Annotated in this window: 27 protein-coding genes; 16 read left to right on the top strand and 11 right to left on the bottom strand. The window is 65.2% G+C overall.

All coding sequences use genetic code 11. The features are described from left to right. Positions 1-11: 11 nt before the first annotated feature. The 13 genes from VHP37_17340 (at position 12) to VHP37_17280 (ending at position 9,090) form a co-directional block, all read left to right on the top strand. On the top strand, positions 12-896 hold the full coding sequence (locus VHP37_17340) for a TauD/TfdA family dioxygenase (GenBank protein HEX2828122.1): 885 nt from the start codon (positions 12-14) through the stop codon (positions 894-896). 145 nt (positions 897-1,041) lie between these two features. Next, complete coding sequence (locus tag VHP37_17335; protein ID HEX2828121.1) at positions 1,042-1,431, top strand: VOC family protein; 390 nt, start codon at positions 1,042-1,044, stop codon at positions 1,429-1,431. 10 nt (positions 1,432-1,441) lie between these two features. Continuing rightward, a complete protein-coding gene (locus tag VHP37_17330; protein HEX2828120.1) occupies positions 1,442-1,849 on the top strand; it encodes a zinc ribbon domain-containing protein in 408 nt (135 codons plus the stop codon). Between the two features lie 9 nt (positions 1,850-1,858). Then, on the top strand, positions 1,859-3,172 hold the full coding sequence (locus VHP37_17325; protein ID HEX2828119.1) for a thiolase family protein: 1,314 nt from the start codon (positions 1,859-1,861) through the stop codon (positions 3,170-3,172). 5 nt (positions 3,173-3,177) lie between these two features. Beyond that, positions 3,178-3,522 carry an HAD family hydrolase gene (locus VHP37_17320; GenBank protein ID HEX2828118.1) on the top strand — a complete coding sequence of 115 codons (345 nt, stop codon included), beginning with the start codon at positions 3,178-3,180 and terminating at the stop codon, positions 3,520-3,522. Continuing rightward, positions 3,519-4,769 carry a CoA transferase gene (locus VHP37_17315; GenBank protein HEX2828117.1) on the top strand — a complete coding sequence of 417 codons (1,251 nt, stop codon included), beginning with the start codon at positions 3,519-3,521 and terminating at the stop codon, positions 4,767-4,769. The genes VHP37_17320 and VHP37_17315 overlap by 4 nt, the downstream gene beginning before the upstream one ends. Further along, positions 4,766-5,977 carry a CoA transferase gene (locus tag VHP37_17310; protein ID HEX2828116.1) on the top strand — a complete coding sequence of 404 codons (1,212 nt, stop codon included), beginning with the start codon at positions 4,766-4,768 and terminating at the stop codon, positions 5,975-5,977. The genes VHP37_17315 and VHP37_17310 overlap by 4 nt, the downstream gene beginning before the upstream one ends. Positions 5,978-5,991: 14 nt before the next feature. Beyond that, positions 5,992-6,987 carry a TauD/TfdA family dioxygenase gene (locus VHP37_17305; GenBank protein HEX2828115.1) on the top strand — a complete coding sequence of 332 codons (996 nt, stop codon included), beginning with the start codon at positions 5,992-5,994 and terminating at the stop codon, positions 6,985-6,987. A 9-nt stretch (positions 6,988-6,996) separates the two neighbouring features. Then, on the top strand, positions 6,997-7,173 hold the full coding sequence (locus tag VHP37_17300) for a hypothetical protein (GenBank protein ID HEX2828114.1): 177 nt from the start codon (positions 6,997-6,999) through the stop codon (positions 7,171-7,173). Beyond that, positions 7,170-7,583 (top strand): hotdog domain-containing protein, encoded by a 414-nt coding sequence (locus VHP37_17295; protein ID HEX2828113.1) that lies wholly within the window; start codon positions 7,170-7,172, stop codon positions 7,581-7,583. The genes VHP37_17300 and VHP37_17295 overlap by 4 nt, the downstream gene beginning before the upstream one ends. Before the next feature lie 25 nt (positions 7,584-7,608). Next, the gene (locus VHP37_17290) at positions 7,609-7,986 is read left to right on the top strand and encodes a nuclear transport factor 2 family protein (protein HEX2828112.1); all 378 of its coding nucleotides are present in this window, start codon (positions 7,609-7,611) and stop codon (positions 7,984-7,986) included. Between the two features lie 29 nt (positions 7,987-8,015). After that, entirely contained in the window at positions 8,016-8,633 is a 618-nt protein-coding gene (locus tag VHP37_17285) for a DUF1080 domain-containing protein (protein HEX2828111.1), read from the top strand. Between the two features lie 64 nt (positions 8,634-8,697). Further along, positions 8,698-9,090 (top strand): hypothetical protein, encoded by a 393-nt coding sequence (locus VHP37_17280; protein HEX2828110.1) that lies wholly within the window; start codon positions 8,698-8,700, stop codon positions 9,088-9,090. A 132-nt stretch (positions 9,091-9,222) separates the two neighbouring features. Here VHP37_17280 and VHP37_17275 read toward each other — a convergent pair whose 3' ends face one another. From VHP37_17275 to VHP37_17255, 5 genes are all read right to left on the bottom strand, one after another. Beyond that, entirely contained in the window at positions 9,223-9,678 is a 456-nt protein-coding gene (locus VHP37_17275) for a hypothetical protein (GenBank protein HEX2828109.1), read from the bottom strand. Positions 9,679-9,713: 35 nt separating this feature from the next. Then, positions 9,714-10,049: a hypothetical protein gene (locus VHP37_17270; protein ID HEX2828108.1), complete on the bottom strand. Its 336-nt coding sequence runs from the start codon at positions 10,047-10,049 to the stop codon at positions 9,714-9,716. 28 nt (positions 10,050-10,077) lie between these two features. Continuing rightward, positions 10,078-11,136 (bottom strand): M35 family metallo-endopeptidase, encoded by a 1,059-nt coding sequence (locus VHP37_17265; GenBank protein HEX2828107.1) that lies wholly within the window; start codon positions 11,134-11,136, stop codon positions 10,078-10,080. A 168-nt stretch (positions 11,137-11,304) separates the two neighbouring features. Then, positions 11,305-12,276 carry a tripartite tricarboxylate transporter substrate binding protein gene (locus VHP37_17260; protein HEX2828106.1) on the bottom strand — a complete coding sequence of 324 codons (972 nt, stop codon included), beginning with the start codon at positions 12,274-12,276 and terminating at the stop codon, positions 11,305-11,307. Continuing rightward, positions 12,273-12,629 (bottom strand): MmgE/PrpD family protein, encoded by a 357-nt coding sequence (locus tag VHP37_17255; GenBank protein HEX2828105.1) that lies wholly within the window; start codon positions 12,627-12,629, stop codon positions 12,273-12,275. The genes VHP37_17260 and VHP37_17255 overlap by 4 nt, the downstream gene beginning before the upstream one ends. A 63-nt stretch (positions 12,630-12,692) precedes the next feature. Between VHP37_17255 and VHP37_17250 the strand changes: the two genes are divergently transcribed. Beyond that, positions 12,693-13,547, top strand: coding sequence for a TauD/TfdA family dioxygenase (locus VHP37_17250; GenBank protein HEX2828104.1), 855 nt, complete (start codon positions 12,693-12,695; stop codon positions 13,545-13,547). 22 nt (positions 13,548-13,569) lie between these two features. On the opposite strand, the gene VHP37_17245 is transcribed toward VHP37_17250, so the two are convergent. The 4 genes from VHP37_17245 to VHP37_17230 form a co-directional block, all read right to left on the bottom strand. Next, complete coding sequence (locus VHP37_17245) at positions 13,570-15,033, bottom strand: amidohydrolase family protein (GenBank protein ID HEX2828103.1); 1,464 nt, start codon at positions 15,031-15,033, stop codon at positions 13,570-13,572. 206 nt (positions 15,034-15,239) lie between these two features. Beyond that, positions 15,240-15,902 carry a PEP-CTERM sorting domain-containing protein gene (locus VHP37_17240; GenBank protein ID HEX2828102.1) on the bottom strand — a complete coding sequence of 221 codons (663 nt, stop codon included), beginning with the start codon at positions 15,900-15,902 and terminating at the stop codon, positions 15,240-15,242. A gap of 151 nt (positions 15,903-16,053) precedes the next feature. After that, on the bottom strand, positions 16,054-17,232 hold the full coding sequence (locus VHP37_17235) for a CoA transferase (GenBank protein ID HEX2828101.1): 1,179 nt from the start codon (positions 17,230-17,232) through the stop codon (positions 16,054-16,056). A gap of 44 nt (positions 17,233-17,276) precedes the next feature. Then, a complete protein-coding gene (locus tag VHP37_17230; GenBank protein ID HEX2828100.1) occupies positions 17,277-18,359 on the bottom strand; it encodes an enolase C-terminal domain-like protein in 1,083 nt (360 codons plus the stop codon). Positions 18,360-18,538: 179 nt separating this feature from the next. Here VHP37_17230 and VHP37_17225 point away from each other — a divergent pair, with 179 nt between their 5' ends. Then, the gene (locus tag VHP37_17225) at positions 18,539-19,522 is read left to right on the top strand and encodes a tripartite tricarboxylate transporter substrate binding protein (GenBank protein ID HEX2828099.1); all 984 of its coding nucleotides are present in this window, start codon (positions 18,539-18,541) and stop codon (positions 19,520-19,522) included. Between the two features lie 3 nt (positions 19,523-19,525). Here VHP37_17225 and VHP37_17220 read toward each other — a convergent pair whose 3' ends face one another. Together VHP37_17220 and VHP37_17215 are read right to left on the bottom strand one after the other, a co-directional pair. Further along, positions 19,526-20,383 (bottom strand): amidohydrolase family protein, encoded by an 858-nt coding sequence (locus VHP37_17220; protein HEX2828098.1) that lies wholly within the window; start codon positions 20,381-20,383, stop codon positions 19,526-19,528. Positions 20,384-20,401: 18 nt separating this feature from the next. Continuing rightward, positions 20,402-21,175: a class II aldolase/adducin family protein gene (locus VHP37_17215; GenBank protein ID HEX2828097.1), complete on the bottom strand. Its 774-nt coding sequence runs from the start codon at positions 21,173-21,175 to the stop codon at positions 20,402-20,404. A 134-nt stretch (positions 21,176-21,309) separates the two neighbouring features. Here VHP37_17215 and VHP37_17210 point away from each other — a divergent pair, with 134 nt between their 5' ends. Then, a complete protein-coding gene (locus VHP37_17210) occupies positions 21,310-22,248 on the top strand; it encodes a hypothetical protein (GenBank protein ID HEX2828096.1) in 939 nt (312 codons plus the stop codon). Positions 22,249-22,254 lie beyond the last annotated feature (6 nt).

Below are 22,254 nucleotides of genomic sequence, written 5' to 3'. Positions count from 1 at the left end.
AGGCAGAAGCCATGACTCTCGAGATCAGGAAGACGTCCGCGCCGCTGGGTCATGAGCTCGTCGGGATCGACCTCACGACGCTCGACGAGCGCGCGTTTCAGGAGCTCGATCACGCCTACCGGGAATACGGCGTCATCGTCGTTCGCCGGCAGAACCTCTCGCCGCGCGAGCTGGTCGACTTCAGCGCAAGGTTCGGGAAGCTCCTCGAATATCCGCTGGGAAACTATCTTCTCCCGGGCTTCCCCGAAATCTTCGTCGTGTCCAACATCATCGAAAACGGCAAGCCGATCGGCATGAAGGAAGCCGGCGCCAACTGGCATACGGACATGTCTTTCACCAGGGAGCCTCCGCGCGGGTCCATCCTGTACGCGGTCGAGGTACCAGTCAGGGACGGCGAGACGCTCGGCGATACGTTGTTTGCAAGCGGCGCTGCGGCGTACGACGACCTGCCGGCCGACATGAAGGAAAAGCTCGAAGGGGTGTATGCCGTCAACAGCGCGAGTCATGCCGCGAAAAAGAAGTTGGAGCGCGCGAAGGAAAGAGGGACCGACGACGCCGAGCTGCGGCAACGCATCGAGCGGCAGGCGAGGGAATTTCCGGACGTGGTGCATCCGCTGGTGCGCAGGCACCCGTTGACCGGGCGGAAGTGCCTGTACCTCAGCGGAGACCAGACCTGCGCGGTCGTCGGCTGGGACGAGCCATCCTCGAACGCGTTGCTGGACGAGCTGAAAAATCACTATCTGTCGCCCAGGTACATCTACCGTCATACTTGGAAAGTCGGCGACGTGGTGTTCTGGGACAACTGTCTTTGCATGCACAAGGCGGTGCAGGATTACCAGCTGCCGCTGCGCCGCAAAATGCTTCGCACCACCATCGCCGGCTGGGCAACGCACTGAGGTTCTGCGGACACATCGCCCCGCGAACGAGCGGCACCCGCTGCGCTTGCCGGTGAAGATTAGGGGGACGCAAATGCGCATCAGATTGCCGGTCGCGGCGCCGACGGCATGCCCATCCAACTGAACGAAACCGGAGGAGATCGCAATGCCCGCTGCAGCCATGAATCATTTCACCGTGCTCACCGACAATCTCGACAAGACCCTGACCTTCTACGCCGATCTGCTCGACCTGCATCCCGGCGCGCGGCCGCCGTTCAAGTTTCCCGGCGCCTGGCTGTATGCGCGCGGCGGCAACGACCCCATCCTGCACGTCATCGCGAACAAGCCCAAGGAGGCGCTCGTGAAAGGCGTGATCGACCACATGGCGTTCACCGGGATCGACCTCGCGGGCACCATCGCGAATCTGAAAGCGCGCGCGATCGATTACGATCTGCGCCGCCTGCCCGAGTACGGGACGTGGCAGCTGTTCTTCGACGATCCGAACGGCGCGAAGGTCGAGCTCGATTTCGACAAGAACGAACGCGAACCCGCCTGACGGATACCGAATGCCCAAACTGATACCGGTCGCCGACGAGGTGAGCAAGCCGTTCTGGGACGCGGTGAACCAGAAACGCTTGCTGCTCCAGCACTGCGCGGCCTGCGACAAGCTTCAGTATCCGCCGCAGGCGAGCTGCCAGGTCTGCGGGTCCGCCGCACAGCTCGGCTGGAAAGAGGTCGCCGGCAAGGGCCACATCGCCGCATTCGCCGTCATCGAGGACGGCCGGCTCAATCGCCGCATGCCCGACCAGCCTTACAACCTCGCGATGGTGAAGCTCGATCAGGACCCGACGATCAACTTCTATTCCAACCTTCCGGGAACGCCGCCGTACGAGGTGCCCGTCGGAGCGGCCGTGGAAGTGACGTTCGAGGAAGTCGCGCCGGGTCAGCTGATACACGAATGGCGCGTAGTGTGAGGGGGATGCATGGCGCAAAGTAACTACAACTGGCGCAGGGACAAGGACGGTCTCGGCGTATGGGAGCATCGCGGCAAAGTCGCGGTCGCCGGGCTCGGCCATTCGCCGGTCGATCGCCGCTGGGACGGCGTCTCGATGGACAAGACGCTCGGCGCCTACTGCATGCTGGCATGCCAGAAAGCGATGGACGAGGCGGGCGTCACGGCCGACCAAATCGACGGCGTGATCTGCTGCGACAGCCATATCGCGGGCCCCAGCGGCGGCTCGGCCTCCAAATGGGCGCCGCGGCCGTACTTCGATCCGCCGTACGATTCCGAGTGGGGCCTCACGCTCGTCAACGCCGAGTGGCTCGTCAGGAACATGGGCTTCAAGAACGTGAAGTTCGCGCCCACGGGCGTGCCGACGATCGGCGAGATGATCGGCATGGCGGCGCAGGCCGTCGGCGACGGGATGTGCACCACGTGCCTGATGATCTATCCGTGCGGCAATCTCGAGGGACGCTATCGCCGCGGCGGCGAGAACGCCGACGATTACGCACGCGGCGCGCGGCAGTGGACGGTGCCGTGGGGTAATCACGGCGGGAACGACTTCATCAACATCTTTCCGCACAACCAGTACTGCCTCAAATACGGCGGCCGGCACGACGATCTCGCGCCGTTCGTCATCAACCAGCAGAAAAACGGCATGCTCACGCCGTGGGGCTTCAATGCGACGCACGGCGTCGAGCCCATCACGGTCGAGGACTACGAGAGCTCGCGCTTCATCCTGAATCCGCTGCGGATCTGGGATTGCGACCGCCCGGTCCAGGCCGCGACCGCGTATCTCTTCACCACCGCGGATCGCGCGAAAGACATGAAGCAGAAGCCGGTCTACGTGCTCAATCACTCGCAGCACAGCTTCAAGAAGCGCAGCACCCAGGAAGATCTGGACGAGATCGAGATGTGGACCGACCGCGCGGCGAAGCGGATGTACGAAGGCGCGGGGCTGGGGCCGAAGGACGTCGACATCTTCAACCCCTACGACGGCTACTCGATCATGACGCAGTTCTACCTGGAAGCGTTCCAGTGGCACGGCGTCAAGCGCGGCGACGCGTTCGGGTTCTACGCCGGCGACATCAGCGTCAAGGGCCCGCATCCGTTCAGCTCGAGCGGCGGCAATCTCGGCACGGGGCGCGTGCGCAGCGCGATGTACACCGACAGCATCGAGCAGCTCCGCGGGACGGCCGGCGCGCGGCAGGTGACGGTGCGCGCCGAGACGGCGCTCGCGGCGTTCACCACGCCGCCTAGCGGCGGGTGGATGATGTTCGGGAAGCATCCGGGCTGACGAACGTGCCGAACCTCATCAGCTTCGACATCGACGGCACCCTCGAAGTCGGCGAGCCGCCGGGCATCATCACCATCGCGCGCGTGCGGGAGGCCCTCGCCCTCGGTTACATCATCGGCAGCTGCTCGGACCGCACGGTGAGCTGGCAGCAGCGCATGTGGGAAGCGTACGGCGTGCCCGTCTCTTTCACGGTGTTGAAGCACCGGCTCGACCAGGTGAAAGCGCAATTCAGCGCCGAACGGTATTTCCACATCGGCGACACGAACATGGACAAGCACTACGCCGAGCGCAACGGCTTCGTCTATTTCTACCCCGACACGTCCATCGATCATCTCTGGGCGCCGCGATGAGCGCCGCATCGCCACTGCTCCAAGGCATACGCGTGCTCACGCTGGAGCAGGTGCACGCATTGCCGTGGGGCACCGCTTTCCTGGCGGACCTCGGCGCGCAGGTGATCCGCATCGAAAGCGTCGAGCACCTCCAGGACCGGAAGGCCGGACCGTTCCCCGACGGCAAGCCGGGCCCGGAATGGTGGAACGAGGGCGCGAACCTCGCGTACTTCGGGACGCGCAACAAGCAGAGTCTCTGCCTGCAGGTCGCGACGCCCGCGGGGAAAGACGTGTTCCTTTCGCTCGTGAAGCACTGCGACATCGTCACGGACAACTTCAGGCCCGGCACCATGAAGCGCTACGGGTTCGACCACGAGAGCCTCGCGGCGATCAATCCGCGCATCATCACGCTCTCCAGCACCGCCTACGGCCATACCGGGCCGTGGCGCAGCGCCGGGTCCCGCGCGCGCACGGTCGATTCGGTGTGCGGCATGTCGTACCTCACCGGCTTCGAAGGCGGGCCGTCGAAACGCGCGAGCAACAACTACATGGATCACTCGACGGGCAACAACGTCGCCTACGCGCTGCTGCTCGCGCTCTATCGCCGCAACCGGACGGGCCAGGGCATGCGCATCGATCTGTCGATGCTGGAGACGGGCGTATCGTGCATCGGGCCGGCGATGCTCGAAGCTCAGCGCGGCATCACGCGGCCGCGGCTGGGCACCTCTCACCTGTGGAAAGCGCCGCACAACCTCTATCCATGCGCCGGTGACGATCGTCACATCGCGATCACGGTGTCCGACGATGCGGAGTGGGCTCGGCTTACGAAGGCGATGGGCGCGCCGGCCTGGGCGCAGGATCCGCGCTACGACACGGTGCAGGGCCGCTGGGAGCACCGGCACGAGCTCGACGCAAAGATCGGCGCGTGGACCGCTGCACAGGACGCGCGGGAGTTGATGCGATCGCTGCAGGCGCAAGGCGTGCACGCCGGCGCCGTCATGACCGCGGCCGATCTCGTCGAGGATCCGCATCTTTCGCACCGCGAGTTCATCCAGACCCTTCAGCGCGCAGGCGGTCCCCGGACGTATGCCGGACGACCGTTTCGCATCCCCGGCCTGTCCATGGCGATCCGCCATACCGCCGACCTGGGCGAGCACAACGAGAAGGTGCTGCGCGAGGTCGCGGGCCTGTCCGCTGAAGAGATCAGCGCGCTCGCCGCAGACGGCGTCATCTCGAATCGGCCGCGGCCCGAGGAGAAAGCGCCATGAGCGGCGGCATCCTCTCCGACATCAAAGTCCTCGAGCTCGCGTTTGATCTCTCCGGCGCATTCTGCGCGAAGCTGCTCGCAGACCAGGGCGCCGACACGATCAAGGTCGAGCCCCCCGGCCGCGGGGACGCAGCGCGCTTCGAGCCGCCGTTCATCGACGGCGAGCCGCACCCCGGCAAGAGCACGACCTTCCTCGCGCTCAACACGAACAAGCGCGGCATCACGCTCGATCTCGATAAGGCCGAAGGCCGAGCGCTCCTGCGTAAGCTCGCCGCTGACGCCGACGTCATCATCGAAAGCTTCGAGCCCGGTCGTCTCGACGAGCTCGAGCTCGGCTACGCCACGCTTTCAGCCGCGAATCCGCAAGCGATCCTGGTCTCGATCACCTGGTTCGGGCAGACCGGACCGTACGCGCACTACCGGGGCAACGACCTGATCGCGCAGGCGACGGGCGGCTTCCTCTATGCGGTCACGGGTCCCCCGGACAAGCCGCCGATGGGTACGGCGCTGCAGCAGATGGAGCTCACCGCCGGCCGCAACGGCGTCATCGCGATCATGGCGGCGCTGTTGAATCGCGACCGGACGGGCGCAGGCACGCACATCGACGTCTCGGTGATGGAAGCCGCAATCGCGACGCCTTCGATGCTCATCCAGAACCACTCGTATCTCGGACGGAGCATCCGCCGCGGCGGCATGGACAACTTCGTGATGGACGGGATGCACCTGCCCACGAAGGACGGCGAAGTGACGCTCACCACCGCCGGGACTGGCGGAAAGCCGATGCAGGTCTGGTCGGAGTTCCTGGGCGAGCCGCGACTGCTCGATCCGAAGTTCGCCACGCGTGCGTCGCGCAACGAGCATTGGGAAGAGCTTCGCGATCTCGTGGCGCCGAAGCTCAAAGAATGGAGCAACCTCGACCTCATGCGCGAGACCATGGCGCGCGGGCTCGTCATCGGGCTCGTGCAAAGCCCGCAGCAGGTCGTCGATTCGCCTCATCTCAAGGAGCGCAACTTCTTCGTCGAGCTCGAGCATCCCGAGGCGGGCGCGCTGAAGTACCCGGGACCGGGATTCCTGCTGGATGGAGAGAATCCGATGAACGCCGCGCGCGCAGCGCCGCGTCTCGGGGAGCACAACGCGGAGGTGCTCGGCGGACGTCTCGGCATTGCGAGCGACGAGCTGGAGAAGTTGCGCGCGATGCACGTAATTTGATTCTGGAAGACACAATGACTTACGTTCATCGTGAACACATCGATCACCCCAGCGCCTGGACCGGACGATCCCTCGGCGGCAAGCAGGGTCTCGTCTATCGTCTCGAGCAACCGCACCTCGATGCGTTCGACGCGATCCTGGCCGCGACGGCGGACATCGAGCCGCTCGAGGTGACGCGCGAGCAGTTCGCCCATCCCGCGATCGAGCCGCTGATGGCCGAGGTCCGCGACATCGTGCTGAAGGGCCGAGGTTCGGTGATCGTTTCGGGCCTCACGCGGGAGCGCTACAGCGACGAGCAATTCGAGCGCATCTACTGGGGCTTCGGCCTGCATCTCGGCGTGCCGGTCAGCCAGAGTTATGGCGGAGACCGCCTCGGAAGAGTGACGCAGACCGAGATCGGTCCGGACAATCCCACCGGCCGCGGCTACAAGGGTTCCGGCGAGCTGAGACCCCACACCGACAACAACGTGACCATCGCGGGGCTCATGTGCGTCCAGAAGGCCGCTGAAGGCGGCTACAGCCTGCTGGCGAGCTCCGCGGCCATCCACAACGCCATCCTCGCCAGCCGGCCGGAGCTGCTCGATGTGCTCTATGACGGCTACTACATGACCAGCCAGGAGGCGACGCTCAGGGCCAAACCTCACGAGGATCTCAGGATTCCGGTCTTCAGCTATGTCGAAGGTCACCTCAGCTGCCTCTTCAACCGCGGGTTCTACGAACGCGCCCACGGCTCGCGCCACGACATGCGGGCGGAATTCGACGAGGCGACCAAGCTGGTCGAAGCGCTTGCCGGGCGCGACGACATCCAGCTACGCTTCATGCTCGAGCCCGGTGAGATCCTGATGATCAACAACTACACCGTCCTGCACGCCCGAACGCCTTTCAAGGATTCGCCGTCGTCGAAGCGCTCGCTCCTGAGACTGTGGCTGACCGTCCCGAATGGCCGCCCGCTGGGAGAAGCGTATCGACTCAAGGCCGTGGGTTATCGGCCCGGCACGCAGCGGGAGTAGGAGCGGGTGATGTCGGACTACGGCGTGCAGCCCGTCGGGTTCGACGAGCTTCTGCAACGCTCCGGCATCGTGTCGAGGCACGCCCCGGCGGCGGCGATCATGGCGCTGCAGGACGGCTGGATCGCCGGCGCCGCGGCCGGTGCTACGATGCAGGGGCCGGCAACAAAAGAGGAAGGCAGCAGATGAAAGCGGATTTTCGCACTGGATTGACGCACACGCAGCGGATCGTCGTGGACAGGGATCGCACGATCGGCTTCATGGGCGAGGCGATGCGCGTCTACTCGACGCCCTCGATGGTGGGCGACGTCGAAAGGACCTGCAAGGATTTCCTCGCAAAGTATCTGACGGACGAACAGAACTCCGTCGGCATGCGCGTCGAGATCGACCATCTGGGTCCGGCGCTGCTGGATACGTGGGTGGACGTCAACATCACCGTCACGGAAGTCGACAGGCGCAAAGTCACCTTCGAGGCCGAGGTGCGCGACGCGCTCGACGTGATAGGAAAGTCGACGCACATCCGCTTCGTCGTCGATCTCGCCAAACAGAAGGAGCGGCTGGAAGCCAAGAAAGCGAAGCTCGCGGAGCTCGGAAAGTGACCGGCCTTCAACCAAGGAGATGACCATGGCAAGCACCAGCACCGGAAAGGAGAGCGCCGTATCGGCGGCGGTGGAAGCGATGCGCAAAGCGATGGCGGAAAGCGACAAGGCGAGCCTCGAAAAGCTCGCCGAGGATCAATTGCTCTACAGCCACTCGAGCGGCCGGGTCGAGGACAAGGCCGAGTTCGTCGCGACGCTGATCGGGGCGAAGACGGGTTTCTCGGCGATCGCGCTCTCCGACCAGACCGTCAACGTGGTCGAGGACATCGCGCTCGTGCGCCACAAGTTCACCGGCACGCGCAAAGGCGACGGCAACAAGATGAATCTCGCGGTGCTCACGGTCTGGCGCGAGCGCGGCGGCCAGTGGAAGCTGCTCGCGCGCCAGGCGGCGAAAGCGGAGTAACCGGTTTCATCCCAAGGGAGGAGATGACCATGAAACGACGGACCGTACTCGTCGCAGCGGCGTTCGCGTTCGCCGCATCCGCCTGCTCGCAGATGGGCGGGCAATCCGAAGCGGGCTGGACCACGCTCATCGACGGCGACAAGGGCCTCGAGAACTTCACACGCGTGGGCGGTGCGAACTGGCGCGCGGAGGGTGGGGCGATCGTCGCCGACAACATCCGCGAGACGGGTTACCTGCTCACGAAGCAGTCGTACCGCGATTTCGTCATTCGCGCCGAATTCTGGGCCGAAGCGAACACCAACAGCGGCATCTTCATCCGCATCACGACCCCGCCCAAGATCACGGCGACCGAATCGTACGAAGTGAACATCTACGACGCGCGGGCCGCGGGGCTGGATTACGGCACCGGCGGGGTTCCGAATTTCGCCAAGGTCGATCAGCCCTATCCGAAAGCGGCCGGCCGGTGGAATACGTACGTGATCACGGCGAAAGGTCCGGTCATCACGGTCGAGCTGAACGGCCGCCAGACCGCGACCATCAGGGACGCCAAGTTCCTGAGCGGTCCCTTCGCGCTCCAGGGCGGCGCGCACGGCAAACAGCCGGGCGGCGCGATCAAGTGGCGCAAGGTGCAGGTCCGCGAGCTGTAGCCGGGAGGCCGGTCGGTCGCCGCGTTACACTCGAGCCATCCCACCGACACGTCAGGAGATCGCCATGCCACTCGTTCCAGGCTTCCCGGATCGCGTGCACTACGTCAACCACGAAAAGTGCGAAGCCGCTTTCGTGGAAGGCGGGCGTGTGATCGAGGACGGCGCGCTGACGGTGATCGCCAACCGCGGCCGGCAGCGCGGCGCCGAGATGCACGACATGACCAACCATGTCTTCATCATCGTCGACGGCGAGGCCGATTTCATTACCGGCGGGACGATGATCGAGCCGAAGGTGATCTCGCCGGGACAGACGCGCGGCTCGGGGATCGAGGGCGGAACGATGCACCACCTTACGAAGGGCGACATCATCGCCATCCCGGCGAAGACGCCGCATCAGTGGAAGGACACCTCGAAGACCGGCTCGGTCTGCTACTACGCGGTGAACTATCAGACGTAGCTGCGAGGCAATCGAGCCGCACGCCGGCGCGCCGGGCCACGGTTTTCCACCGGAAACACCGACGAGGCTGATCGGCGTCACATCTCGACGCGATCATCAGCGTGTAGCCGTCGGGTGCGGCGCCTGCCGCCTTCAGGGCGCGGCTGACACCTTGCGCGTGTCCACGTCCACGAGATAGGCCTTGCCGGCTTCATTGACGATCCGCAGCCGTCCGTCCGGATCGAAGGTCATGGACTCGAAAAAAATCCACTGCGCGTCGGCTTCCTGTTTCGGGTCGATCGGGTTGGGATAGACGGCGAGCACCCACAGGCGCTTGCCGGTGTCGGCTGCCGATGCGACCAGCACCCCGCCCACCTGGTCGAGGCCGACGTCGCGCCCGCTCGCGGCCTGCGTGTATCGCACGCCCTTGCGCTCCAGCGGCGGTATCGCCGGCGGAGGCAGACGATCCGCGCTCGGGCTGACGACGGCGGCCTGCGGCGGCTTCGCTGCAGGGGCCTCGACCGCGCGCGCCTGTTCCGGCGCGGCCGGTGTGCCGGGGCCGGCGCTTTTGTCGCCGCAGGAAGCCAGCAGGACGATCGCGGCGAGCACGCAGGCCGCGCGCGCGCTGTCTCCGCGCAATCGGCTCACCTGGCCGGCGTGGAGCTGCGTTTCTTCACGTCGACCAGGTAAGCCTCACCGTCCTCGTTGACGATGCGCAGGCGGCCGTCTCGATCGAACGCCATCGACTCGAAGAAGAGCCACTGCGCATCTTCTTCCTGCTCGGGATCAATGGGATTGCCGTAGACCGCGAGCGTCCACAGCCGCTTGCCCGTCTCGATCGAGGATGCGACCAGCACGCCGCCGACCTGGTTGAGGCCGACGTCGCGGCCGTCCTCGGCTTGTGCATAGCGCACCCCGTCGCGCTCTACGGGAGGGACCTCCGGCGGCGGTAAGCGGTCCTCCGAACTTTCGATATCCATCGGGAGCTCCTGTTGTCTGCGCGGCCGGCTATGCGACCTTGACCTTCGCGTAGTCGGACTCGGTCATCTCTCCGGCGCAGTCCATGCAGAACATGGCCCAGCTGTCGGCGTTGTCCAGCGCTTTCGCGGCATTGAAGTTGGCGTCGCCGGAGTCCGGCTTCAGGCCGGCGGTGTGATGGCGATAGCGGTGGTCCTGCGTCTTGACCTCGCGATGGGTGAGCTCGTGCACGACGATGCGTGTCCAGTTCTTCAGGCCCTTGAACATGTCGCGATCGCTGAAGAACGCGGGCTCGACGTAGATCGCGTCGATCTTCTCGTTGCTGAAGACGAATGCATTGACCCTTGCCCTGTCCTTGTTCCCGCGGTCCAGCGGCATGTCCACGATGAGCATGAACGTCGACCGGATACGCCCGGCGATCTTCTTGAGACCCGCATTCAGCGCGGCCGCGGCCTTCAGCATGTCTTCGTCGGTGGACGTCGAATCGGCGAACCAGCGCTTGATGATGGTCATGTTCTTCGTTTTCTTCGGGCTGGCCGCGACCTCCATCGCCTTGTGCACCCACTTGAGCCCGTGCTGGGTCGCTTCCGACAGGTGCTTGCGATCTTCCGTGCTGAAGTGCGCCGTCTTGTCGTCGAGCCGGTTGCTGATACCGGCGTAATCCTTGCCGGCCAGGTCCGCCTCGGGCCAGTCCCGATAGCCCTCGGGCAGCGACAGCACCCACAGCTTGTGGCTCCCGGATTTCTTGAGGAGCCACAGGTGGCGCAGCGAATCGAGCACGGCCACGCGCTTGACCACGGTGGCGGGGATCTCCTTCGAGCCGGTCGAAGGCAGACTGGTCACCCCGGCGGCGGTCAACAGGGTCGCTGCCGGTTTGGTTCGGCTCTTCTTCTCCGCGGCATCGACGCGCTTGCGGATCGCTTCGCATGCCCGGTAGCGGTCGACGTCGAAGCCTTCCGAGATGACGATGCGCCGTGCGTCCTCGATGACCGACTTCCAGTCATCGGAGCTCGCGAAGCCCTTGTCCTTCAGAATCTCGATCATCGCCGCATGGCGGGTCGAGTAAAGATCCTTGGTCTGGTACGCCACGATTGCCCCCTTTGCATCGAGTCTTTCCTGCAATTCGACGATACGGGATGGACGGCCGCCTTAACAAGCCGTCGTTCCGGACATATGCCCGATGGCAGCCCCCGCGCGTTCTTCCGGCCGCGCCCCGATGATATAAGAACGGCGCCGGGTCTGCGGCCGGGTCGAGGATCACTCCTTTCGCAAGCCCGCGGCCTGAACCACCTTCGCCCAGACCGCGATGTCGTCGCGGATGAAGCGGGCGAATTCCTCGGAGGAATTGCCCACCACGTCTCCGCCTTCCGCGGTCAGCCTGGCGCGCAGCTCCGGCGCCTTGACGGCCGCTGCGATGTCCGCGTTGAGCCGCGCAACGACGGAAGCGGGGACGCCGCTGGGCACGAAGATACCGTTCCACGCGCTCACGTCGAACCCCGGAACGCCGGACTCCGCGAGGGTGGGGAGATCCGGCACCGCCGAAACCCGACGCGCGCTCGTGACCGCCACGCCGCGCAGCCTGCCGGAATTCACGTGGGGCAACACCGCGAGGCTGGTCCCGAGCGCGAGGTGGATCTGTCCGCCGACGAGATCGGTGATCACGAGCGACGCGCCGCGATAGGCGACGTGCACCATCCTGATCCCGGTCTTGAGCTTCAGGAGCTCGAGCGCGAGCTGGTTCTGCGTGCCCGCCGCGCCGTAGTTGAGCGCACCGGGCCTCGCCTTCGCGAGGGCGACGAGCTCCTGGAACGTGCGCACCGGCACCGACGGATGGACCACCATCACGTACGGGATGAACGAGGTCAGCGTGACCGGCGTCAGGTCCTTGATCGAATCGAAAGGCAGCTTGCTGTGCAGGCTCGGATTGACGCTGAAGCTGGCGGACACCATCAGCAGGGTGTAGCCGTCGGGCGGCGCCTTGGCGACCAGGTCGGTCGCGATGACCATGCCGGCGCCGGGCCGGGGATCGACGACGACCGGCTGGCCCCACGCATCGGAGAGTCGCTTCGCGATGGCGCGCGCCACCACGTCGCCGGTGCTGCTGCCCGGCACGAATGCGGTCACCATGCGCACCAGACGCGACGGATAGACCCCGCCCGCCGGAGCCTGGGCGTCGGCGTGGCTGGACAGACAAACGAGCAGCCACGCGAGCAGAGCAGTCGTTTTCATGCTTCCTGTCGCCCCATCGCGATCGCGGCGGTGGACGTCACAGTACCGAGGTGCGCGTGCGCCGCGAGATCGGAATCGTCCGACGCCGCCGCATCGCTCATGATCGCGTTGGTGCGCGCGGCGTCCATCACCGGGAGCTTCGGACCGCTGTCGAACCAGAGCGTCGCGTCGGCTGTCCCGCCGCGCTCCTTCGCCATCTCGCGAAACGCGTGCGCGGAGCCGATGTCACGCCCCATCGCGGCGCTCCCGATGGTGCTCGCGATGACGACCTTCGCGTGCTCGACCGCGCGCGGAGGCAGATGCTCGAACCCGGTGTCGGTCGCGAAGCGCGCAAGCGTGGCGGCAGTCGTCATGGTGACCTCTCCGAGCGTTTTCCTGTACGATCGACCTGCTCAACCGCAAAAGCGAGACGGAGCATGATTCAGGTACGCCGCCTGGGATCGCAGATCGGCGCCGAGATCACCGGCGTCGATGTCCGCACGCTCGACGATGGCGACTTCGGCGTCATTTACCGCGCGTGGCTAGACTACAACGTCGTGGTCGTGCGCGACCAGACGCTCACGCTGCCCGAGTACGTGCACTACAGCCGTCGCTTCGGTCGGCTCGAGCTGCATCCGTCTAAGAGCACGCGCCATCCGGAAGCGCCCGAAGTCACGTTCCTCGGCGTGAACAAGTTCGATGCCGACGGCAAGCTGAACATGAGGATCTACCGGCGCGGCGCCGGGGGCTGGCACACCGACGGCTCGTATCAGCAGGTGCCGTTCAAGGCGACCCAGTTGTACGCGGTGGCGATCCCGAGCCGCGGCGGCGATACCTATTTCGCCAGTTGCTACGCGTCCTATGAAGCGCTGCCCGAGGCCCTGAAGCAGCGCCTGCACGGCCTGCGCGGCGCATACGTCTACGGCGCCCGCATCAAGGACGGCAAGGCGCTGCTCGATCCGGAAGACCGCAACAAGCCGGCGGTGCTGCATCCGCTGCTCAGGACGCATCCGGAGACCGGGCGCCCGGTGCTGTATTTCGATCCCAACAAGATCCTGCGCATCGAAGGTCTCGCCGACGAAGCCAGCGAGAGCCTGATCGCCGAGCTCAGGACCTACATGGTGCAGCCCGGGGCCGACTACATCCACAAATGGCGCAAGGGCGATATCGTGATCTGGGACAACCGCTGCTCGTACCACAAGGCAGCCGGCGATTATCCGCCCGAGGAAGACCGCATCCACTGGCGGGTTTCGATCAACGAGGCCGAACCGGATCGGGCGACTCGATCCTGATAGTCGAGAGCCGATCGGCGCGCTACGCCGCCGCGCGTGCCGGCGTGCTTGTCTTCAGCAGTGCGGCCGCCTCTTTCGCCACCCGCGTGCCTTCGAAGAACCGCGGGTTCTGCGTGCCCCACAGGCGCACCGCATTGCCGAAGACGAAGTCGGAGAAATCGTCCTCGGTGATGTGACCGTCCTCGACCAGCTCGTACGCTTCCGGCAGCGGGTCGCGCATGTCGACCACGTCGAAGTGTCCGATGTCGGAGCTGAACAGCGCGTTGATGCGCGCGCCGAGGGGCATCATCCTGCCGAAAGCCACCGCGTTCATGCGGTCGTCGGCCTCGCAGCCGAAGTAGTACGGCGTCGCGAAGAGATCGATCCAGTCCTGCTTCCGGGCGATCTTGCAGAAGTGGTAGTCGTCGAGCGGCACGCCGCCTGTCAGTGCGTCCTCTTCCTTCATCGGCCAGCCGTCGCGCCGGTCGAGCTCGGCGCCGATGTCGCCGTAGCCGTACTTCTCGACCAGATCGCGCAGGAGCTTACGGTCGAGCTTGGTCGGGTCCATGTTCGCCAGGCCCTGGGCGCCGCGCCGCTCCCAGTGCTCGATCAGATCGCAGAAGAGCTGGCAGCCCCAGCCGACGCCGCCTTCGAGGAAGGCGAAGCGCAGGTCGGGGAAGCGCCGCGTCACGCCGCCGAGGAACAGCGCTTTCGCCACGGCGTGCTGGGCGGCGGCGAAGTGGCCGATATGGTTGAAGGTGAAGTTGGTCGGGCTGTTGCGCTCGCCGTAGCTGCGGCCGCCGGTATGGAACGTCGGCGCGATCCCGAGCTCCGAGCATTTGCGCCACAGCGGGTCGTAATCGTACTGGCTGTCGAGCCCGAGCTGGTCGAAGCCCTGCGACAGCCGCGCGACGTCGGGATCGACGCCTTTCGCCTGGTCGTGCAACCGGCGTATGCCGCTGCCGAACATGCACACCTTGGCGCCGAGCTGCTTCACCACGAACTCGAGCTCCTCGATCGCCTCGTCCGGCGTATGCATCGGGATGACCGCAACCGCCGTCAGGCGGTCTTCGAGTCCCTTGAAGAAATCGGCGGTGACGATGTTGAAGCCGCGGATCACCGCCCGCCGAACCGCATCGTCGGCGATGCGATGGATGCTCAATCCGGCGGTGGGATAGATGACGGCGTAATCCAGGCCGAGCTCGTCGAGGCGATCGTAGAGGAGGCGCGGCATCATCGCGGTCGCGCGATCGAGCGTGTTGGTCGTCTGCCGGCCCCAGAACCCTTCCATCCCGACGCCGCGGCGCGCGCGCTCGGCGGGCGTCAGCTTGAGCGAGTTGGGAATGCGCCGCTGCGCCTCGAAGAATCCGTCGGCGCCGAGATTGCCGACCGCCTTGCGTATGCGCTCGCCGAATACCGGGGCGTACTCGATCCAGTGTCCGTCGCCGTCGATGACCGGATGCTTGAGCTGCTTGCGGATTTCTGCGGGTGTGCGATGCGCGCTCATCGGGCTCCTCCAGAAAGAAACGGCGATGACCCAGCGGAAGGGTGCGTTACAGGCTAGGCCCCGGGGTAGTCGAAGTCAAACCCGGATCGCCGGCTACGCGGGCACGCAGCGCAGGCCTTGGCGCACCTCGGCGAGCGCGAGGCCTGGGGAAATGAAAAAACCCCGCCGAAGCGGAGTCTCGTGACCGTTGCGCCGCAGGGCGGACGCTAGTCCGCGATGCGAGCTTTACGTCGGCGGGCGAACCCGAGCGCGCCCAGGGCCGCGCCGAGCAGTGCGAGCGATCCGGGCTCGGGCACTGCGGCTTCCGCCAGTTCGAACGTACCGGGACCTGCGGCAAGCTGATAGATCGGAATGTGAAGTGAGAAGCTTTCGCCGGGATCGATGGACGAGGCAAACACGAGATCGACGCGTTTGGCGTTCGGGCTGAGGGTGACCGTCCCGGGCGCTGCGGTCGACGCTACGGTAGGGCCGGAACTGACCGTCGCAAATGTCGGCACCGGAAAACCACTGTCCTGGAAGAAGATGCCATTGGCGCCAAGTTGCAGACTGTACGCCGACCACGCGAATGCCGTGTTGTTGGTGATCGTCTCGGTCCAGCGGAACCCCCTGGGAATGGAAGGAACGTCGAAGTCGAAGTCGCCGGAGGTGTACGTCACGTTGAGCACCGCGTCCATCGCGAGCTGGGACTTACTGACGAGTGTTCCCTCGAAGGCGCCGATCGGACCGGACATCGCAACGTAATTGACCGGGCCCTCGTAGGTGACTGCCGCAGTGGCGCCGACCGGAACGATGATCGGGGTAGCCCACGCGCCCGCCGAAAGGATCAGGCCCCCAAGCAACACCGTTACGCGCAGATCAGCCAGTCTCATGCAATTCTCCGGTCATCGCGCGTGCGTAAAGCATGCTTTATGCCATCTTGCTAAACCACTGGGTATAAAGAGTTCCTCCAAAATTGGCTGAACCGCGGGACGCGAACTGTAAAAATAATCGACAAAGGGCCGCTTCCCTTCGTCGGGCGCGTCAGACGATGCCTTCGTGCTTCATGCGCTTCACGTCCTCGGGCGATACGCCACAAAGCTCGCCGAGCACGCTCTCGGTGTGCTCGCCGAGCATGGGTGGACGGGTGATGCCGGCAGGCGAATCCGAGAGCTTCAGCGGGCAGCCCACCGTCTTGAAGGCGCCGCGCGGCGGATAGTCGAGATCGACGATCATCTCGCGCGCCTTCAGGTGCGGGTCGGCGAGGACCTCGGCGGTGTCCTGACAGGCGCCGGCCGGCACGCCCGCGTCGCCCATCAGCTTCATGACCTCGTGCTTGGTGCGGGTCGAGGTCCACTCGGTGACGAGGGCGTCGAGCGCCGCGCGATTTTCCCAGCGGTCGCCCGGCGTTTTGAACAGAGGGTTTTGCTCGAGCTCGGGCTGTCCCAGCACTTTGCACACCGCGGGCCACATCTGCGGCTGAGCGTAGATATAGACCCAGTCGTTGGGACCGCCGGGCGCGCAACGATAGGTCGTGCCCGGCACCGTCTTCCCCAGTTGATTGCCGGTCCGTGCGTTGACGCCGGTGCGCTGGTGCTCGCGCAGGCTGACGCGGATCAGGTTGAGCACGGCTTCCTGCATCGAGACCTCGACGTGCTGGCCGCGTCCGGTCGCATGACGCTGGTTGATCGCAGCGAGTATGGCGATGGCCATGTGCATGCCGGTGCCGCTGTCGCCGATCGAAGGCCAGTTGTAGGTCGGGGGTCCGTCCGCGAAGCCGGTGACGCACATGGCGCCGCCCATCGCCTGCGCGATCGGCTCGAAGCTCTTCATGTGCGCGTGAGGGCCGTAGGTACCGAAGCCCTTGATGGTCGCGAAGATCAGGCGCGGATTGATCTTCTGCAGGTCTTTCCAGCCGAGGCCCAGCCGGTCCAGCGCGCCGGGCCCGAAGTTCTCGATCAGCACGTCGGACTGCTCGACGATTTTCCTGAAATGCGCCTTGGCTTCTTCGTTCTTGAGGTTCAGCGTCAGGCTGCGCTTGTTGGAGTTGAACGCGAGGAAGAACAGCTCGTCGTTGTTCTGCGCCCGCGCGACATCGCCGCCTTTCGGCTCCTCGAGCTTGATCACGTCAGCGCCCAGAAATCCAAGCATCTGTGCGCAGGCGGGCCCCGCCTGGTTGTGCGTCATATCGATGACACGAAGTCCTGCGAGGGCCAGGCTCATGGCAATTCTCCTGGGGGGGAAATGTGCGACGTGAGGACGCTGTGTCATGCCTGCAGCGGCACCTTCAAGCCATAGCGATCGATGACGGCCTGATCGAGCTCGATGCGAAAACCCGGTCCCTCGACCGGCAATCGTCCGGACGCGTCCGGACCTGCGAGCGGATGGAACGCGGGATTGGTCCAGTCGAGCATCTCCACGGGCAGGCTGCGAGGCAGGCTCGCCAGCATGTGCACCGAGTAATGCGAGAAACGGTGTGCGCCCACCGTTGCGCCGAGGGCGTTCAGAGCCCTCGCGGCTTCGAGCCAGCGGACCGGACCGCCCACGTACTGCACGTCGATGATCAGCTTGCGAAGCCGGCCGCGCGTGTAGAGATCGTGGAGCTCGCGCGCGGTCGTCGCTTTCTCGCCGGCCGCGATGGTATTGACCGCGTCGTCACGAACGAGATGGATCTTGTCGTGCGCTTCGGGATCCTCGATCCACAGGAGCTCGTCGCGGCACGCATCGAGAAACTCGTTGGCGATCGCCGCCGTCCATTCGGAGCCCGTTTCGAGCGCGACGGTTCGAGGCTCGGAATACACTGCGCGCACGGCGGCGATGCGCTCGAGGTTGTCCGGCAGCGAGCGACTGACCCTCATCTTCACGCAGCGATAGTTGTTGCGGCGGTGCATCTTCGCTTCGGCGATCAACTCCGCGGGCGATTTGTCCAGCCAGAGCGCGCTCGCATAACACTCGAGGCTGTCGCGGCCCGCGGGGCGTCCCCACAGATCGGCGCAGGGCACGCCCGCGCGCTTGCCGGCGAGATCCCACGCCGCCAGGCTGATCGCGCTGGCCGCACGCCGGCTGGCCGCGCTGCTCTCGCAGGTGGCCTCCTCCCGGCGCTCGACGTCGAGCAGTCCGGCCAGGCCGGGCGCCGATTCGGCGGCGAGCTTCCGGGCGATCGCGGTCGCGCCGTTCATCTCCATCGCATCCCTGAAGGACGAATAGCCGATGCCGCGTTTGCCCTCCTTGTCCGAGGCGAAAACGAGCAGCAGGCACGTTTCGGTCGTCGGGCCTTTGGGTGAAACGACCGGCGGATCGAGCGGAACGCGAAGATTCCACAGCTCTACGTCGATGTCGCTACCCGCCATGGCGCCGCTCCCTCCGGATTATCGAGTGAACGATTTCAAACTGTTTCACCCTCGACTGGCAACCCGGTCCATAATGCGGCGACGGCCAGGCTTCTCTGCGCTTGGCTAGAAGCTCAAACAACCCGGCCGGGCGCACTGCTCTGCATCGAAAGCGTTGCCTTTCTTCGAGGAGGTGCGTGATGCGTGCTGTGACGGCAAGTCGGGTAGCGCTGTACTCAATCGCGGTTGCAGTGTGGATGTGCTCCGCCGCGGTACTCGCCCAGCAGAATTTCCCCACCAAGCCTGTCCGTTACGTCGTCCCGTTCCCCGGCGGGTCGGGCAACGACATGGTCGGCCGTCTGGTCACCGACCAACTGTCGAAGATGTGGAAGCAGCAGGTCATCGTCGACAATCGCGGCGGCGCCTCGGGCACGATCGGCGCGGCGATGGTCGCGAAAGCGCCGCCGGACGGGTACACGCTGCTCCATTGCAACATCGCGCCGAACGCGATTTCCCTGTCGCTGATGCCGCGGCTGCCGTACGAGCACAAGGATTTCGCGCCGATCACGCGCATCGGGATGCCGCCCAACATCATCATGGTGCACCCGTCCACGCCGTTCAGGTCGATCAGGGATCTGGTCGCGTATGCGAAGGCCCACCCGGGCAAGCTGAGCTATGCCGCCGGGCTGGTCGGCACCTCGCCGCACCTGACGATGGAATGGCTCAAGCAGCGGCTGAGGTTCGAGATCGTGCACGTGCCTTTCGTGAACCCGTCGCAGGCGATGGGGCAGGTCATCGGCGGCGAGCTTCCGATCTACATCACCAACATGCCGCTCGTCATCGGTCCGATCCAGGGTGGGCGCCTGCGCGCGCTGGCCGTCGCGAGCGCACAGCGTCAGGCGCTGCTGCCGGACGTGCCGACGATGCGCGAATCGGGTGTGCCCGACTTCGAGGTCAATTCCTGGTACGGCGTGTGCGCGCCGGCCGGGGTGCCCGAAGCGTTGCTCGACAGGCTGAACGCCGATGTGCACGCGGCCATGCGCGTGCCCGAAGTCGAGCACCGCCTGACCGAGCTGGGAATGCCGCCCGCGCCGACGACCCGCCAGGAGTTCGACGCGTTCATGCGCAAGGAGATCGCGCGCTGGGCGCAGGTGATCAGGGACGCGAAGATCCCGACGCACTGATCTTCAGCGGGCCGCTCTCCCGGTCGGCGACCAGCGATACGCTTTGGCGCAGGCGCCGCCCATGAGCATCGCGCGCTCGCTGTCGCTCAGGCGGTCGGTCTCGAAGAAGGGCCTGGTGGCCTGCTCGTAATCGACGACCGCGTGTGCGCGCGTCCAGTCGGTGCCCCACAGGCAGCGGTCGAAACCCCACGCGTCGAAGATGCGCGCGAGCGGGTCCCAGATGTCGTTGTACGGATACGGCTCGTGCGACAGGGTGCACGCGCCGCTCACCTTGATCACGGCGTTCGACCGTTTCGCGAGATCCACCACCTTCGGCAGATCGGCCCACGCGTTCGGCGGCGCGGGCGGCGTGCGCGGCTGAAGGATCGCGAGGTGATCGATGATGAAGCGGGTCTCGGGAAAGCGATCGATGATCGAAGCGCCGGCGTCGATGTTGCCCCAGCACAGGATGTTCACCGGAAAATCGTGACGCGCGGCCGCGCGCGCGATGCGCTCGAAGCCGGGATGGTTCGGATCGCGGTCGCGGCCCGGATCTTTGGTGATCTGGATTCGAACGCCGACCGTGCCCGGCGTCTTCTTCCACTCCGCGATCACGTCGGCGATGCCCGGATCGTCGACGTCGAGCGGCTTCACGACTGCGAAGCGGTCCGGATGCGCCCGGTACGCTTCCAGTGCATAGCTCGCGTCGTAGCGATACATCGAGAACGACGAGATCAGGATCGCGCCGTCGATGCCGAGCTTGTCCATCGCCGCGACGTTCTCGTCGGCGGTCGCGCTGGCGGGCCAGTTCGGCGTCTTGTCCCACGGCCGCTTCGGCGTGTTGGGTTCGTAAGGGTGAATCTGGGAATCGATGATCGGCATGAAAGGGTGTCTCTCCGATTAATTGCGGTAAGAAGGATTCGTCTCGTCCAGCAGCTTCAGCTGCGCCGGCCAGTCGAGATCTCCGAAGCGCCGGCCCGGACGCCAGTATTGTGCGGCGGTTTTCTCGCAGATCTCGCGCGGCGGCGTACTGTAAGGCTGGCCGGTGCCGAGAACGAGCAGCTGAGTCTCGCACGAACGCACGAGGTGATACATGAGGTGCCACGCCTCGCCGCAGTTCGCGCCCGCGGTCAGCAGCCCGTGGTTGCGCATGATCAGGCACTGGTGAGGGCCGAGGTCGGCGACGATGCGCTCGCGCTCGTCGAGGTCGTCCGCGATGCCTTCGAAGTCGTGATAGCCGATGTGGTTGTAGAACCGCATGGAGGCCTGATTGAGCGGCAGGAGGCCGCAATCGAGCGCCGAGACGGCCTGGCCCGGCACCGTGTGCGTGTGCAGGACGCAGTGCAGATCGGGGCGCGCCATGTGGATCGCGCTGTGGATGACGAAGCCGGCGCGGTTCACCTTGTAGGGCGTGTCGTCGAGGATGTTCCCTTCGACGTCGATCCTGACCAGGCTCGACGCGGTGATCTGCTCGTACAGCAGCCCGTACGGATTGATGAGGAACTGGTCCTCGGTGCCCGGGACGCGCAGCGAGATGTGATTGTTCACGAGGTTGGTCCAGCCGTGCTGCGCGACCAGCCGGTACGCGGCGGCGAGCTCGACGCGGGCCTGCCACTCTTCCTCGCCGACCCGCTGGCGAACCGACGGTGTCTCGAGTGCATTGCGGACTGTCATGAGGTCCTCCAGTCGTTGACCACGCTTTTTTCTATACGCGACTGTATCGCCGCCGAGGCGAGCGGTCCATCGTATTGACAGCCCGGCTCGATTGGCGCGATGGTCGTGCCTCATTGCGTTGACGGAGGTCGATGATGGCGGCTTACAGAATTCCGGGCTCTACTGCGACATCTCTCGGGCCTGTGCTGCCCGGCGGGACGCTGCCGAGAAGCCCCGCGCCGCCGCCGGGACCGGTGAATCTCGAGGGTCCGCAGGCGCGGAAGGTCTTTCGATTCGAGTCCTATCCGATCTACGTCGTTTACTCGAAGCAGAACCAGCTGGGTTACCAGGCCCTGGTGAGCGAGTTCTACAAGAAGGGCCAATACGAGCTGCAGAAGTTCGCCAACAACATCGGACTGCTGACTCCGGACAGCGACGCGGAGTCGCGCGTGGACGCCCGCCGATTCGACGCCGAGATCCGTTTTCTCCTGAGGCGCATACACGCCACGTCGATCGGCAGGACTCTGTTTCGACTCCTGAAAGCCGATGTCTGGATCGTGCCGCGCATCGGCGGCTGCTATTGCGCCCAGACCTACCCTCTCAACTACGGGACCAAACAGCTCGATTATTCGGTCGGCCAGGGGGAAGCGTATGTGTGGTTCGATCCGAACCGCGATTTTCAGGACGACACGCTATTCCACGAATTCATACACGCTTACCGCTACGGCGTCGGAAAGTTCAACCGGCGGCCGATGGCCAACAACGAGTACAACACCGAGGAATTCCTCGCCCACACGATGGAGAACATCTACCGCTCGCTGAAGGGCATGCCGCTCTTGTTCACCTACCAGGCCGGACGGGTGTCCGACCACCCGAGCGAGCAGGGCCGTACCGGGAGCATCTACCAGCACTTCCTGACGGATCCGGAGTTCATCATGGTGCTCAAGCATTTCCTGGATCACGACGATCTTGCGAAGCTCGTGGCGCAGATCAAGCAACCCGAGTTCAACCCGTTTCGGGACTACAAGATCCTCGAGCGCATGTACCTCGACCGGCTCGGCGATCCGGACATCAAGGCGCTGCCCGAGTTCTGATGGCCA

It is taken from the genome of Burkholderiales bacterium, assembly GCA_036262035.1.
GTDB lineage: Bacteria > Pseudomonadota > Gammaproteobacteria > Burkholderiales > SG8-41 > JAQGMV01.
This window is presented reverse-complemented; position numbering and strand designations above follow the sequence as displayed.